This window comes from Nocardioides sp. NPDC023903 (genome assembly GCF_040639295.1).
Lineage (GTDB): Bacteria > Actinomycetota > Actinomycetes > Propionibacteriales > Nocardioidaceae > Nocardioides.
In genome coordinates this window covers 1-14531 of the sequence record NZ_JBEZZS010000020.1, presented here as the reverse complement: position 1 = coordinate 14531, position 14531 = coordinate 1, and the positions used below count along the sequence as shown (strand labels likewise).

The 14531-nt window shown below is 69.5% G+C and carries 14 protein-coding genes; 5 read left to right on the top strand and 9 right to left on the bottom strand.

What is annotated here, in order from left to right; all coding sequences use genetic code 11:
- Position 1: 1 nt before the first annotated feature.
- Positions 2–388 (bottom strand): roadblock/LC7 domain-containing protein, encoded by a 387-nt coding sequence (locus AB0F44_RS19585; protein ID WP_357358203.1) that lies wholly within the window; start codon positions 386–388, stop codon positions 2–4.
- Positions 378–1904 (bottom strand): ATP-binding protein, encoded by a 1527-nt coding sequence (locus tag AB0F44_RS19580; protein ID WP_357358201.1) that lies wholly within the window; start codon positions 1902–1904, stop codon positions 378–380. Before AB0F44_RS19580 ends, AB0F44_RS19585 begins: the two co-directional genes overlap by 11 nt.
- A 229-nt stretch (positions 1905–2133) precedes the next feature.
- Here AB0F44_RS19580 and AB0F44_RS19575 point away from each other — a divergent pair, with 229 nt between their 5' ends.
- A complete protein-coding gene (locus AB0F44_RS19575) occupies positions 2134–4017 on the top strand; it encodes an ABC transporter ATP-binding protein (protein WP_357358347.1) in 1884 nt (627 codons plus the stop codon).
- 28 nt (positions 4018–4045) lie between these two features.
- Here the strand turns inward: AB0F44_RS19575 and AB0F44_RS19570 are convergent, their stop codons facing one another.
- From AB0F44_RS19570 to AB0F44_RS19560, 3 genes are read right to left on the bottom strand one after another with little or no spacing between them, the layout of a single operon-like run.
- Positions 4046–6784, bottom strand: a complete 2739-nt coding sequence (locus AB0F44_RS19570) for a hypothetical protein (RefSeq protein WP_357358199.1) — start codon at positions 6782–6784, stop codon at positions 4046–4048.
- Positions 6781–8562 (bottom strand): HSP90 family protein, encoded by a 1782-nt coding sequence (locus tag AB0F44_RS19565; protein ID WP_357358197.1) that lies wholly within the window; start codon positions 8560–8562, stop codon positions 6781–6783. Before AB0F44_RS19565 ends, AB0F44_RS19570 begins: the two co-directional genes overlap by 4 nt.
- A gap of 41 nt (positions 8563–8603) precedes the next feature.
- Complete coding sequence (locus AB0F44_RS19560) at positions 8604–9488, bottom strand: SURF1 family cytochrome oxidase biogenesis protein (RefSeq protein WP_357358195.1); 885 nt, start codon at positions 9486–9488, stop codon at positions 8604–8606.
- Positions 9489–9554: 66 nt separating this feature from the next.
- On the opposite strand from AB0F44_RS19560, the gene moaA reads away from it, so the two are divergent.
- On the top strand, positions 9555–10574 hold the full coding sequence (moaA, locus tag AB0F44_RS19555; RefSeq protein WP_357358193.1) for a GTP 3',8-cyclase MoaA: 1020 nt from the start codon (positions 9555–9557) through the stop codon (positions 10572–10574).
- Between the two features lie 18 nt (positions 10575–10592).
- Here moaA and AB0F44_RS19550 read toward each other — a convergent pair whose 3' ends face one another.
- Genes AB0F44_RS19550 through AB0F44_RS19540 form a run of 3 tightly spaced genes read right to left on the bottom strand, consistent with a single transcriptional unit; the run spans position 10593 to position 12073 of the window.
- The gene (locus tag AB0F44_RS19550; protein ID WP_357358191.1) at positions 10593–11531 is read right to left on the bottom strand and encodes a nucleoside hydrolase; all 939 of its coding nucleotides are present in this window, start codon (positions 11529–11531) and stop codon (positions 10593–10595) included.
- A 24-nt stretch (positions 11532–11555) separates the two neighbouring features.
- Positions 11556–11750 (bottom strand): acetone carboxylase, encoded by a 195-nt coding sequence (locus AB0F44_RS19545; protein ID WP_141805036.1) that lies wholly within the window; start codon positions 11748–11750, stop codon positions 11556–11558.
- Complete coding sequence (locus AB0F44_RS19540) at positions 11750–12073, bottom strand: DUF3099 domain-containing protein (RefSeq protein WP_357358189.1); 324 nt, start codon at positions 12071–12073, stop codon at positions 11750–11752. Before AB0F44_RS19540 ends, AB0F44_RS19545 begins: the two co-directional genes overlap by 1 nt.
- 140 nt (positions 12074–12213) lie before the next feature.
- Here AB0F44_RS19540 and fabG point away from each other — a divergent pair, with 140 nt between their 5' ends.
- The 3 genes from fabG to AB0F44_RS19525 are packed head-to-tail and all read left to right on the top strand — an operon-like array spanning position 12214 to position 14242.
- Entirely contained in the window at positions 12214–12942 is a 729-nt protein-coding gene (fabG, locus tag AB0F44_RS19535) for a 3-oxoacyl-ACP reductase FabG (protein ID WP_357358187.1), read from the top strand.
- A gap of 2 nt (positions 12943–12944) precedes the next feature.
- Positions 12945–13718, top strand: a complete 774-nt coding sequence (gene fabI / locus AB0F44_RS19530) for an enoyl-ACP reductase FabI (RefSeq protein WP_357358185.1) — start codon at positions 12945–12947, stop codon at positions 13716–13718.
- 17 nt (positions 13719–13735) lie between these two features.
- On the top strand, positions 13736–14242 hold the full coding sequence (locus AB0F44_RS19525) for a histidine phosphatase family protein (RefSeq protein WP_357358183.1): 507 nt from the start codon (positions 13736–13738) through the stop codon (positions 14240–14242).
- Here AB0F44_RS19525 and AB0F44_RS19520 read toward each other — a convergent pair.
- The gene (locus tag AB0F44_RS19520; protein ID WP_357358181.1) at positions 14214–14498 is read right to left on the bottom strand and encodes a hypothetical protein; all 285 of its coding nucleotides are present in this window, start codon (positions 14496–14498) and stop codon (positions 14214–14216) included. The two genes, AB0F44_RS19525 and AB0F44_RS19520, sit on opposite strands and share 29 nt — an antisense overlap.
- Positions 14499–14531: the final 33 nt, after the last annotated feature.

Here is a 14531-nt window from a genome sequence, read left to right as displayed (position 1 = left end):
CTCAGATCGAGCGTCTCGGGGTGCTCATAGCGCGCTCCCCGAGCATCAGGACGGTCGCCTGCATCTGCTGGGCGACCAGCGCCGGGTCGATGCTCATCTCGGTGACCACCGCGAGGCGGGAGCCGTCGCCGGCGCCACGGATGAACAGGAAGCCGCCGTTGAACTCGACCATCACCTGACGGGGGTGGGCGTCGGCGCCGAACTGGCGGCTGATCCCGTGGCCGAGCGAGGTCAGGCCGGCGCACGCCGCGGCCAGCTTGTCGGCCTCCTCGCGCGGGGTCTGGCTCGTGCGGACCCGGACGAGCCCGTCGGCGGAGAGGACCACGACATGACGTACGCCGCGTACTCCCGCGACCAGCTCCAGCATCCAGCTGTTCTCATCGGTCATGGTTCCTCCAGTGGTTCTCGGGTGCGGAATCGGTCTCCGCGGCGGTGCTGCCGTCCTTAGGCTCGACGGCCTGGTGTGGGATGGTCGTGCCGGCCGCGGGTGTGGCCGGGGTGCTGAGGAAGCTGCTCATCCAGGCGCCCGCCTGCTCGGCGGTCGGCTCGGGGCGCGCTGGGATGGGCTGGCTCGCCGCGAGCTGTTGTCCGGTCGCGAAGCGCTGGCCGCGCTTCGAGCGGCGCTGTGGCAGGCCGTCGGAGGTGAACAGCGACGGTTCACGCTGCTCGTGGTCCGGCACGGGATCGGGCGCCTTCGCGTTGCTGTAGACGGGCCAGGCCGGCGTCGGCGGCGTGGTCGTCGGGGCTGGTGCCTTCGGCGCCTTCGTCAGGAGCGCGGCCGGGGCGGGGGTCGAGGTCGGCGTACGCGGCGCGACCGGCACGAGCGCGGCCGCGGTCGGGCTGAGCGGGGTGATCATCGCCTCGGGAACCAGCACGGCGACCCGCAGGCCACCGTGGACGGACTCGGTCAGGTCGACGCGGAACCCGTGGCGGCGTACATAGGTGCCGACCACCGCCAGGCCGGTCTGCGGGATCTCGCCGAGGTCGTGCAGGCGAACCTGCCGGGTGCCCGAGGCGATCTCCCGCATCCAGGCCAGGTTGGTCTCGTCCATGCCGACGCCCGCGTCGTCGATCTCGAGGGCCGCCCCGCGGCGTACGGAACGGATGGTGACCAGCACCTCCGTCGCCGGCGGCGAGGACTGGGTCGCGTTGGCGAGGAGCTCGGCGACGAGGTGGATCAGCGGCTCGACGTAAGCGCCCTGGACGGCGATCGGCGGGTCGCCCTCCACCCGGACCCGGCGGTATGCGGTGATCCGACCGGCCGCGCCGCGTACGACATCGGCGATCGCGAGCGGGTCGCGCCAGTGCTGCCCGGGCTGCTCCCCGCACAGCGTGGCGATGCTCTGCGCCAGGCGCGCCTGCTGCGCCGCCGCGTGGTCGACCCGCATCCCCGCCTCGAGCACGTCCGGCTCGGCCGGGAACTTGGCCACCATCCGCGTCGACTCCTCCTGGATCCGGTGCGCCGACGCCTGCACCTTGCGAGACAGCGACAACACCGCCACCCGCATCCCGGCATCCCCACCCCTCCCAGCCGGTCCAGCCGAATCCGTACTTGTGGGGACCGAGTCCGCACTTTCGGTGATCGAGTCCGCACTTGTGGGTGACGAAACTGTCGTCTCGGCGTCCGGATCTGCCGACTCGATCGCAACAACCGCGGACTCGTCGTCCACTTCTGCAGACTCGGCCGCCGCTCCTACGGATTCGGCAGGGGTGTCGTAGGCCATCGCGGTGAGCCACAGGGTGAGGGCGACGACAGGTACGCCGGCGACGATCCAGCGCCAGAACCACTGGTCACCGGAGGCGGTGACGAAGATGACGGGGGAGAGCGCGACGAAGAGGAGGATCGCGGTACTGCAGAACCATGGACCGGCTCGGTGGAGTCGGGCCAGGAGTGGTCGGGTCATGTCAGGGCACCTGGTGTGGGGGTGAACAGTCAGGGCATGAACCCGCGGGTTCAGGGCAGTCTGGACGAATCCTGATCCAGCCCCCGGAGACCGGCGCACACACGCGCTCCACTTCATACCACCAACAGAGCGCTTGGTCACCTACCCGAGGTGATTTTGACCATATTTCGACGAAGCATCCCAAAGCGGCCGAATGGGGCCGGGCGACTAAAGTGACGGGGTGTCACAAATGGGTCCAGGCTTCGGTGCGAGCGGCGGGGCGATGGGCGGCGGCGGAATCATGCGCAACCTGCGCGCCGACCGGACGGTTCTCGAGCGCGGATTGCCGAAGGGCACGCTGAAGCGAGTCATTTCCTACGCCGGGCCTCACCGGGCCCTGATCAGCGCGTTCCTGGTTTTCACGGTCTTCGACGCCGCGCTCGTAGTGGTGACCCCGCTGCTGACCCAGCGCCTCATCGACGACGGTGTGCTCGAGAAGAACGTCTCGCTGGTGGTCTGGCTGGCCGCGGCGATGGCGCTGGTGGCCGTGGTCGACATGGGCTTCGGGATCGTCTCGGGCTGGCTCTCGACCCGCATCGGCGAAGGACTCATCTTCGACCTGCGCACCCAGGTCTTCGGCCACGTCCAACGCCAGTCGCTGGCTTTCTTCACCCGGGCGCAGACGGGCGCGCTGGTCAGCCGCCTCAACACCGACGTGCTCGGTGCGCAGCGGGCCTTCACCTCGACCCTGTCCAACAGCGTCTCCAATCTGATCTCGCTGGCCGTGGTCGGCGCGGCGATGCTGGTGCTGTCGTGGCAGGTGACGCTGATGTGCGTCGCGCTGTTCCCGATCCTGTTCCTGACCTCGCGATGGGTCGGACGCCGCCTGGCCGGCCTGGCCCGCGAGCAGATGGACGGCAACGCGGCGCTGGCGACGACGATGACCGAACGGTTCAACGTCGGCGGCGCCCTGTTGCTCAAGCTCTTCGGCCGCCGCGAGGAGGAGGACGCCGCCTTCGCCCAGCGAGCCGATGTCGTACGCCGGCTGGGGATCCGGATCGCGCTGCTGACCCGCCTGTTCGGGGCGACCATGCAGGTGGTCCCGGCGCTGGCGACCGCGCTGGTCTACGGCGTCGGCGGCTGGATGGTGATCCAGGGCGACGTCACGCTCGGCACCCTGACCGCGCTCGGTCTGTTGCTGGTGAGGCTGCTGGGGCCGCTGCAGGCGCTCTCCAACGTACGCATCGACGTGATGACCGCGCTGGTCAGCTTCGACCGCGTCTTCGAGGTCCTCGACCTGCCCTCGCTGATCAAGGAGAAGCCGGACGCAGCCGAGGTGCCGGCCGACGCCGCCTCGGTGCGGTTCAGCCATGTCGCCTTCACCTACCCGCGCGCCGACGAGGTCTCGCTCGCCTCCCTCGAGACGATCGCGCGCCCGGAGAGCCGGGAGGTGCGCGAGGTGCTGACCGACATCGACTTCGTGGCCGAACCGGGGGAGATGGTCGCCCTGGTCGGACCCTCCGGTGCTGGGAAGTCGACGATCACCCACCTGATCGCACGGCTCTACGACGTACGCTCCGGCTCGGTCGAGGTCGGCGGCCTCGACGTGCGCGATGTGACCCTGGAGTCGCTCGAGGCCGCGGTCGGCTACGTGACCCAGGATGCCCACATGTTCCACGACACGGTGCGCGGCAACCTGCTCTACGCCCGCCCCGGCGCCTCCGACGACGACATCTGGGCCGCTCTGGAGGCCGCCCAGGTCGCCAACGTCATCAAGGGCCTCCCGGACGGTCTCGACACCGTCGTCGGCGACCGCGGCTACCGGCTCTCCGGTGGCGAGCGCCAGCGCCTCGCGATCGCCCGCCTGCTGCTGAAGGCTCCCCACATCGTGGTGCTCGACGAGGCCACCGCCCACCTCGACTCCGAGTCGGAGGCCGCGGTACAGACCGCTCTGGACGCCGCGCTGGAGGGACGTACGTCCATCGTGATCGCCCACCGGCTCTCCACCATCCGCGCCGCCGACCGCATCCTCGTCGTCGAGGACGGACGGGTCGTCGAGTCCGGTACCCACCAGTCGCTGCTCGCCGCGGGCGGGCTCTACGCGGAGCTCTACGAGACGCAGTTCCGCCGCTAGCCCGCCGAGTCGGCGCGTCTGTCCCAGATCAGCCGTCGAGCCTCGCCTGCAGCTCGTCCGCGGCGACGGTGTTCTCCTCCCGGCGAAGAGCGTCGACGAGCTGGTAGCCGGAGCTGCGCCAGAATCCGCTGCCCTCCTCAGCGCTTTCGAAGACCGCCTGCAGGTCCGCGCTCGGGACCGGATCTCCGAGCTGCGCTCGATAGACGACGGCGTCGAAGGCGTACGCATCCTGCCCGCTCTCGCGGTAGAGCCGCTCGGCTTCGTGGAGCAGTCCGATGGCGACCTCGGTCCGCCCGGCGTGGTGGGCGGCGCGGGCGCCGTCCCAGGCCAGTCCACCTTCCTGGAAGGTGAGGTAGGCAGGGTGCGCGCCGTCCTCGGTCAGGCGGGGCAGGAGTGCTCGGGCCTGTTCGCGCAGCGCGGTGGACCGATCCTCGTCACCGGTCCATGAGGCACTGGTGGCGGCACGCCGCAGGTTCAGGAACTGTTGGTTGCGATCACCGATCCGGTCGAAGATGCTCGCTGCCAGCTCATGGGCATCGGCGGCCTCGGTGTCGCGGTCGAGCCGGTCGAGCAGCTTGCCACGCCAATCGTGCAGCACCGCGCGGTCGGAGTTGGACGTCTCGTCGGTTTCCTCGGGGTCGCTGGACGCCAGCAGCACCAGGCGGGTGGAGATGTGCTCGAGGGCGGTCTCAGACTGGCCGAGCCGGTCGTAGGCGACGGCGAGCAGATGGTGGACGGAATGCCGCTCGGGGCCATCGTCGGGGACCAGTGGGTCGGCCTCCTCGCCAGCGTGGGCCGCCTCCTCGTTGCGTCCGGCGTCGAGCAGGGCCTGCAAGAGGTCGAGCATCAGGTTGCCGTTGCGCATACCGAGCGCCCCGGCCTGAGCAGCCGCCTCGGTCAGGTCGTCGGCTGCTCCCTCTTCGGCGTCAGGCTGGTTGAAAAGCCGGAACCGGCCACGGCTCCACAGGGCCTGGATCTCGGCGGTGCCACCGGCCACCTGAGCAGCGGCGACCGCCTGGTCGTAGCGCGCGGCGACCTGGGTGATCCCCTCTCGATGCGCTTCGGGATCGCCGTTGCTCTCCGCCGCTTCCAGAACGACCGCCAGAGCCGCATCGGCGCGGACCTGCGCGGCCCAGGCCCGCTCGTCGGCGTCGTCATTTTCCTCGGCGTACGGACCAACGACCTGCTCGACCTCCCCTGGCCGGTCGGCTTGGATCAGGAGTACGCCAAGGCGGCCCGCCCACGCGGGGCGACGATCGGCGGTGTCCTCGGTCATGAGTCGACGCAGCGGTTCCTCGCCGACCAGGATGCCCTCCTCGACCTGCCCGAGCTGGCCGAGGACGTATCCGATCCGGCCACGGCACCGCAGCGCGCGCAGATCATCGACCCCGTCGAGCAGCTCGAGCGCCTGCCGCCACTGCTCGACGGCACCCTCCAGACCGTCACGCTGAGCCATCAGGCCATTGGCCTCCAGCAGGCGGCCCGCCTGTTGAAGGGTGCGGTCATCCTCGGCGACCTCGGCCTCGAAACGGTTGATCGCCAGCGCGGCGCCTTCGCGGTCCTTGGCCATCCAGCGTGCGTCGAAATGGTCGAGCAGGCCATCAGGTGTCAAGTCGACGGCGGGGGCCTCGGTTTGGACCGGGTCGACGGGACGAGGTGTGGCCTTGTGCCGGATCTCGGCGGCCCGCCGGGCGGTCGCTGAGAGCGGCAGCTCCTCGACCCACGCTTCAGCGCTGAGTGAGCCCTCGATCAGCCCGGAGACGTGGCCGTTGCCGTTGCGGGCGTCGAACTTGGCCGCGAGAGCCCGAGCCCGCTCGGCGAGCTCGGCGGCGAGCTCAGCAGCAGGACGGATGACGCCATGGTCGCGGACTGCGGTGTCATCCGGAAGCAGGCCGAGGGCGCGGCTGGCATGCGCTGAGAAGTGCATCTCCGCCGACGGTGTGTCCGCGGCGTCCAGCCAGCCGAGGTGTCGCTCGATGATCGCCAGCGCGTGCACTGAGTTGCCCGTGCGGGCGAGGAACTGGATGTGGCTGCTGATGGACCCGAGCGCGCCACGGTCGTTGCGCAGCGCCTGGTAGGCACGCCGATGAGCCGAGGCAGCCTCGTCGAGGCGGCCACCGGCTACGTAGGCCGGTAGCAGGTGGGTCAGCAGGCTCTGGGGCTGCTCGGAGCAAGACGCCTGGCCCTTGAGCACTGGGTCACCGATCCGGATCGCATCCTGATGACGCCCCGCCCAGGTCAGATAGTCGACCTCGGCGGAGGGCACACAGGCGGCACAGTCGGACAGGTCGTCGCGCTGTGTCAGGCCCCATAGTCGGTACTCCTCGGCGGCCTCTTCCGCCTTGCCGAGGTGCTGGAGAATATCGAGCCGCAGTTGGTGGACGGCGAACAGGCTGTGGCCGCCGGCGCGGAAGCGGCGCTCCATGTCCGCGAGCACCGCCATCGCCTGGTTCATCGGTACCTCCGGGAACGAGGTGAGGGTGGCCGGCTGCCACTTCATCGCCCATAGGAACGAGTGGGTCTGGTCGGCGTATCGCGCTGGGTCGGCGTCGTAGGCGGAGGTGCACCACGCGAACGGGACGAACGACTTCAGCGTCTCGCCACTGCGCCGATACGCGTATGTCAACTGGATCCGTGCCTCGAACGGTAGCGTCGACTCCGGCGCCTCGGCGTCGGCCCGTTGGACGACGGCCTCGAGTGCGGCGGTGCGCGCGGCGCCGTACGGGAGGTTCTGGGCTTGGTGGAAGAAGTCGTGCAGGTCGGTCACGGCGTGTCCTTGGCGGAGGCGGGGACGGCCTGCTCGAGCAGACCGAGGAACGAGCGGTTGACGAGGGCGGAGTCGGCGGGGCGGATCGGGTGGTGGCCGAGCATGAGCGCGTGCCCGTAGAGACCCTCGATCGCCAGTCCCACGACGCCGTTGTCGGCGAACGAGGCGAGGCGGCGCACGAGTGGGCTTCGGTGGTTGAGGACGAGCTGTGGCTTGGACTCGTCGTGGGTGTCCAGGGCGCCGAGCACCCCGGCCCACAGTCCGTCGACCTTGTCACGTGTGGCGCGCAACTCCGCAGCGAACGCCGCTGAGCGGTCGACGAGGTAGAGAACCGGCAAGGTGGGCGGGTCGAAGGCGCGCACGACCACTTCGCAGCCCACCGTGGCCAGGGCCTCCTCCGCGGCTGCGACGAACGGCCGAAGTGCCAGCTCGATAGCCGGGTCGAGCGCCTCGAATGCGGTGGCCAGCTCGGTCGGATCGAACCGGGCCACGTTGACGTCCGGGTGCACCGCCGCGAGCCGCTCGAGGAGGTCGGCGTCGTAGGTGTAGCCGGCATCGACGAGGAGTACGCCCTGTGCAGCCGCCACGCCCGCGATCTGCCGGAACTCGTCGATCGAGGCGACGTAGCGGATCTCCTCGGCTCGCTCGCGGACCTCGTGGAGCGTCATCCGACCCTGGTTGGTCTCGAAGGGCACGAACCGCTCGACCAGCTCCATCATCGCGTCGTCGTGCAACGCGAGCGCCTTCACTCCGAGCTGGTGGATCCGGAGGAACTCGTTCAACCGCTTGGGGTTGGTGGCGCCGAGCCGGACCAACCAACCACGCAGTTGGTCGGCAAGGGCTTCTTTGGTCTCCTCGAGATGCGGGCCATCGTAGAGAGCCTCCCTGCTCGCGGTGGGCCGCAGCTCGGAGGTGTCGACGAGGCAGCGTACGAAGAAGGCCCACTCGGGCAGCAAACCTTCCAGCCCATCGGAGAGGAGCATCCGCTTGAGGTAGACGCGGTGGGTAGCGCGCTCGGCGGGGTTCGCCGGGAACGGCAGCACGAAGGCGACCCCGTCGAGGCCGGCGTCCGGCACCTTCAGGTTGATGACGTCGAACGGGGTGAAGCCGAGTTCTTCCTGCGCGTAGCCGACCAGTCGGGCATTGCGTTCGCCGGCCGTCCCGACTCGGTCCCAGGGAGCCAGGCCGTCACTGACCAGCTCGTCGTCGACGGTGATTTGCACGGGCAGCATCGATCCGAAGTAGAGCGCCAGGTCGCGTACGGACTGGGGAACCACCCATTGCTCAGCGTTCCGTCTCGCGGTCAGCGAGACCGTTGTTCCGATGGCCTCACGATCAGGCGCCTCTGTGACGGTGTAGCGGCCGTCGGCGGTGCCCACCCACAATGTGGTCGCAGCGCTCGCTGCTTTCGTGGTCACCGCGATCTCGTCGGCCACCATGAACGCCGACAGCATTCCGATCCCGAACTGTCCCAGGAACTCCTCGCGCGCGAAGCCGATCTCGTCGCGTTTCGAGCTGCGTCCGATGGTGGCGAGCAGTTCGGAGACCTGGTCGGCCGTCAGTCCGATGCCCGAGTCGCTGACTTCCAGACCGCCGGGGATCGTCCGGATGTGGATCTCAGCAGGGGCCTCGGGGTCCACCAAACGCCGCGCTGTGATCGCATCCGCGGCGTTCTGGAGAAGTTCGCGCAGGTAGACGCGCGGGCTGGAGTAGAGGTGATGGGAAAGGAGGTCAACGAGCCCGTGGAGGTCGACCTGAAAGTTCCGTGCGGCTGACACAGCGTGCAGGGTAGCTGAGAGACCGACATGCCGCCGGGGGTTTATCGACGGGCCCGTTCCTTCTCGTACGCCGCCTGGTAGGCCGCCTTCACGGCCTGCTTCTGGGCGAGCTTGGCGGCCTTCTTGCGGCTTCGTTCATCGGCCGGCTCATCGCCGTCGGCGGTGTCATCGTCTTGTGCAGGCGCGTCCTGGCGCTGGGTGCGCCGCTCGTCGTACATCAGGTAGAAGAAGCCGGCGATGGCAAGAACGCCGAAGAACCACCACTGCAGTCCGTAGAAGAAGTGGGGGCCGTTGTCGAGCTCGGGGAGGTCGGCCTGGCGCAGCTGGGTGGTGGGCTCGGGGGACTCGGTGTCGAGGTGGAGCCAGCCGGTCAGGAGCGGCTCGTCGACCACCTTCGCGACCTGGGTCGAGGAGAGCGCGCGGGTGGCGTGGTAGCCGTCGACCTGGGCGACGTCGGTGGAGTCGCCGGTGCCGTCGGCGCGTACCCAGCCGGTAATCGTGACCTCGCCCGACGGCGGGGCCGGGAGGTCCTCGAACTCGTCCTGCGACTCCGTCTGGAGCCAACCGCGGTCGACGAGCACCGCGTTGCCGTCGGCGAGCACCAGCGGGACGACGATGTCGATGCCCTTCGCGTCGTCGGGGGTGCGGTAACGCCAGATGATCGTGTCGTCGACCGCGTACGTCCCGGTCGCGGTCACCCGCCGCCACTCGTCCTTCTCGGCGACCTTCTCGCCTGGGGCGAGTACGTCGGAGACGGGCGCGGGCTCGGCGTGCTCGTTGACACGGACGATCTGGTTGCTGGCCTTGCGGTCCTCGAGACGGTCGAACTGCCACTGGCCCAGCCACCAGGTCCCGTAGGCCAGGATCAGGACGAACACCGTGAAACCGGCCCAGCGACGGCTGAGCAGGAAACGGAACGAACTCACCGTATGAGACTAACTGGCATGCGGTCGTTGCTCACGTTCTGGGTCGCGGCTGCCTAGACTGGTGTGATGAGGACCTCCCCGACAGATCTGACCCAGCCGAGGCTTGTTGACCGGTTCGACCGGGTCGCGACGGATCTGCGGGTCTCTCTGACCGACCGCTGCAACCTGCGGTGCACCTACTGCATGCCGGCGGAAGGTCTCGACTGGCTGCCCGGCGACGAGGTGCTCACCGACGACGAGGTGGTGCGGCTGATCGGCGTCGCCACCGGGCAGCTCGGGGTCCGCGAGGTGCGGTTCACTGGTGGGGAGCCGCTGGTGCGGCGCGGGCTGGTCTCGATCATCGCGCGCACCCGCGAGGTCGCTCCCGAGGCGGAGCTCTCGATCACGACCAACGCGCTGGGGCTGGCCAAGATGGCCGGGTCCCTCGCCGAGGCCGGGCTCGACCGGGTCAACGTTTCGCTGGACTCGATCCGGGCCGAGACCTTCGCCGAGATCACCCGCCGCGACCGGCTGGCCGACGTGGTCGCCGGGCTGGAGGCTGCCGCCGACGCCGGTCTGGGCCCGGTCAAGATCAACGCGGTCCTGCTGCGGGGAGTCAACGACGACCAGGCCGCCGAGCTGCTCGGCTGGTCGGTCGAGCGTGGCTACGAGCTGCGGTTCATCGAGCAGATGCCTCTCGACGCCCAGCACGGCTGGTCGCGCGACAAGATGGTGACCGCCGACGAGACCCTCGCGGCGCTGTCGGCGGCCTTCGAGCTGACTCCCGCCGAAGAGCCCCGCGGCAGCGCCCCCGCCGAGCTCTTCCACGTCGACGGCGGCCCGGCGAAGGTCGGCATCATCGCCTCCGTCACCCGCCCCTTCTGCGGCGACTGCGACCGGGTCCGCCTCACCGCCGACGGGCAGGTGCGCGACTGTCTGTTCGCGCTCTCCGAGTCGGACCTGCGTACGCCACTTCGTGCCGGCGCCTCCGACGGCGATCTCGCCGCCCGGTGGGTCACCGCGATGGCCGGCAAGCGCGCCGGCCACGGCATCGACGACCTCGGCTTCCTGCAGCCCGACCGCCCCATGTCCGCCATCGGCGGCTGACCACCAGCCGCCTCGGCGTCAGGAGCCGACGCGGTCGAGGGCGTCGAGTACGAGGTCCCAGTAGCCCTCGACGTCGAGGGTGATCGCGACCTGGGCGTTGGGTGGCTCGTCGAGGCGGCCGTGGAGGTCGACGACGGTGGCGCCGCGGGTCCAGCGGCCTTCGGTCTCGGCGGCCACGAAGGACTTGTGCCAGGTGATCAGGCCGGGGTCGATGAGAGCGGCGATGGTGCAGGGGTCGTGGACCGGGGGAGCGGCGAAGTCGAAGACGTCGGAGTAGGTGCCGCCGAAGAAGCCCATCAGGTCGGCGCACGCGCGGCCGACCGGATGATCCATCGCCCGCATCCGCGCGACGACCTCGGGAGTCGCCAGCGCCTGGTGGGACAGATTGAGCCCGACCATCCGGATCGGGAGGCCGCTGGAGAGGACGAGGTCGAGCGCCTCGGGGTCGGCGTACGCGTTGAACTCGGCGGCCGGCGTCGTGTTGCCGCGCTCGGTCGAGCCGCCCATGAAGACGATCTCGGCGATCTTCGGACCGACCTCGGGATGGTCGCGCAGCAGCACCGCGACGTTGGTGATCGGCCCGGTGGCGACGACGGTGACGGGGTCGGGGGCGGCCAGGAGGGACGTACGCAGGAACTCGACCGCCCCGAGCGGGACCGGCGCAGCGAGCGGTTCGGGAAGGTCTGGCCCGTCGATCCCGGTCGCACCGTGGATGAAGTCGCCGATGTGGGCCTCGCCGGCCAGCGGCGCGGCGGCTCCGGTGGCGACCGGGACATCGGGCCGACGCGCCAACGCCAGGATCCGTTGGGCGTTGTAGGTCGCCTTCTCCACCCGGCAGTTGCCGAAGGTGGTGGTGATGCCGAGCAGGTCGATGTGGGGGCTGCCCAGGGCCAGCAGGATCGCGATGGCGTCGTCGTGGCCGGGGTCGCAGTCGAGGAGCACAGGGATCGGGTTCATCGCACGACCTCTCCGAGGGAACAGCTAGTGAGGGACGACGTCCTTGAGGAATCCGCGCGCTCCCAGGAAGTCGCTGAGCGACTCCTTGTGCGTCTCGCACGCGAGCCAGATCTTACGCCGATCGGCCGTGTGGATCTTGGGATTGTTCCACTGCAGCTCCCACGAACCGGCGTCCTGGCAGCCCTTGGCCGAGCACAGGTCGGAGTCGAGCGCGCCCATCAGTCCTCGTCCTTCTCGCGCAGCTGCTGCTCGCGTCCGCTGGAGAGCTGGCGCGGACCGTAGGGCGAGTCCATCAGGTTCATCTCGTCGCTCTTGGTGTTGGTCGCGTTGGCCATGACGACCGCGATGTAGGGCAGGATCAGCGCCCCCGCGATCAGGATCGGCCACAGCCAGCCGATACCGGCCAGACCGGCGATCACGGCACCGATGAAGCACAGCGAACGGATCGACATCGAGATCGCGTAGCGCTTCTGACGCATTGCGATGTCCTCGGCGCGGCTACGGCCGGCGGTGGTGATCCTGATGGGTTGCGCCTTGGACATACCGCCAGTCTAGGTCGTGGCCGATGGCACCCGGTCAATGGTGTGGTCCCAACAGGGGCGCTCCGAAAGACCTTGGAGGGTTCTCACAAGCAAATCCAAGGCATTGGTCGTACGCCGAAGTAATCGCTACCGTCGCGCCTGTGACTGACAGTGAGAACCCCACAACCAAGACACCGCGCTCGGTGCTGGTGACCGGCGGCAGCCGCGGCATCGGCCAGGCGATCGCCGAGGCTTTCGTGGCCAACGGCGACAAGGTGGCCGTGACCTCCCGCAAGGGCGGGGCTCCGGAAGGGGCCCTGGACCTGGTGTGTGACATCACCGACCCGGCCGCCGTCGAGGAGGCGTACGCCGCCGCCGAGGCCGCCCACGGACCCGTCGAGGTCCTCGTCGCCAATGCCGGGATCACGAAGGACACCCTCGTCCTCCGGATGTCGGAGGAGGACTTCACCTCCGTGATCGACACCAACCTGACCGCGTCCTTCCGGCTCGCCAAGCGTGCCTCGAAGGGCATGCTGCGGCTGCGCCGCGGGCGGATCATCTTCATCTCCTCGGTCGTCGGGCTGATGGGCAACCCGGGCCAGGTCAACTACGCGGCGTCGAAGGCCGGGCTGGTCGGGATGGCCCGCTCGCTCGCGCGTGAGCTCGGCTCGCGGGGGATCACCGCCAACGTGGTCGCGCCTGGTTTCGTGGAGACCGAGATGACCGCGGTGCTCACCGATGAGCAGCAGAAGGCGATCACGGAGCGGGTGCCGCTGGGGCGCTACGCGTCACCGGACGAGGTGGCCTCGGCCGTGACGTGGTTGGCTGATGCGGGTTATGTGACCGGGGCCGTGATCCCGGTCGACGGCGGACTTGGAATGGGGCACTGATCATGGGTTTGTTGGACGGCAAGACTGTTCTCGTCGCTGGGGTCACGATGGACTCCTCGATCGGCTTCGCGGTGGCCAAGGTCGCCCAGGAGCAGGGCGCCCGCGTCCTGATCTCCAACTTCGGACGCGCACTGTCGATCACCAAGCGGATCGCCAAGCGGCTCCCCGAGGAGCCGCCGGTCCTCGACCTCGACGTGACCAACCAGGAGCACCTCGACGGCCTCGCCGACGCGCTCCGGGCCGAGGGTGTCGAGCGGCTCGACGGGGTCGTGCACTCGATCGCGTACGGCAACCCCGAGACGCTCCTCGGCGGCAAGTTCCTCGACGGGCCCTGGGAGGACGTCTCCCAGGCGGTCCAGGTCAGCGCCTACTCGCTGAAGTCGCTCGCGATGGCGACCCGGCCGCTCCTGTCTCCGGGCTCGTCGATCGTGGGGCTGACCTTCGACGCGACGATCGCCTGGCCTGCGTACGACTGGATGGGTGTCGCCAAGGCCGCGCTCGAGTCGACCTCGCGCTACCTCGCCCGCGACCTCGGTCCCGACGGGATCCGCTGCAACCTCGTCTCCGCGGGGCCGCTCAAGACCCTCGCCGCCAAGGCGATCCCGGGCTTCGAGGAGCTCGACGTGGGCTGGGGCAGCCGCGCGCCGCTGGGCTGGGACAACACCGACCAGGCCCCGACCGCGAAGGCCGTCTGCGCGCTGATCTCGGACTTCTTCCCGGCGACCACCGGCGAGATCATCCATGTCGACGGGGGCTATCACTCGCTGGGTGCGTGAGGCCATAGGGTTGCCGCATGCGGACCCTTGTCATCATGCGGCACGCCAAGGCCGAGACGTCGGCACCCACCGACTACGAGCGGCAGCTGACCGAGCGCGGCCATGCCGACGCGGTCGCAGCGGGGGCGTGGCTGGCCGAGCAGGGCGTGGTCCCGGACTACGTGCTGGTCTCGGCGGCCGACCGCGCCACCCAGACCTGGGAGGACGTCGCGCTCGGGGCGTCGTGGGACCTGACGCTGGCCGAGTACGACCAGGGTCTGTACGCCGCCGGCACCTCCACCGCCCTCGACCTGATCCGCGGGATCGATGACGGCATCTCGACGGTCGTGGTGATCGGTCACAACCCGACCGTGTTCTCGCTCGTACAGCTTCTGGACGACGGCGAGGGCGACGACGAGGCCGGCAACGAGCTCGCCCTCGGCTTCCCGACCTCCGCCGTCGCGGTGCTCGCTTATGACGGCGACTGGTCCGAGCTCGACGAGGCCGAAGCCTCCGTCACCGCATTCCACGTCGCCCGCGCCTGACTTCACGCCGAGTCGGCGCAAACTGACGAGAAACCCGTCGCTTACTCGCCACGGCCTTGCCGGTGTCGGTGAGCTCGAGTAGTCCGTGGGGTGTGGTGGTCAGCAGAGCACTGGCCAGCAGGGCGTTCGCGGCGGTCTCGACCTCTGCGCGGGCCCACTGGGTCATTGCGGCGATCCGGGCGATGTGGGCGCTCCGCTCGACCGGCTCGCCCGCGGCAAGGGCCTGATTCAGCACGATCCACTGCTTCTCATCCACAGTGGCAGCGTCTCGTGCTCGGCGAGCACGAAG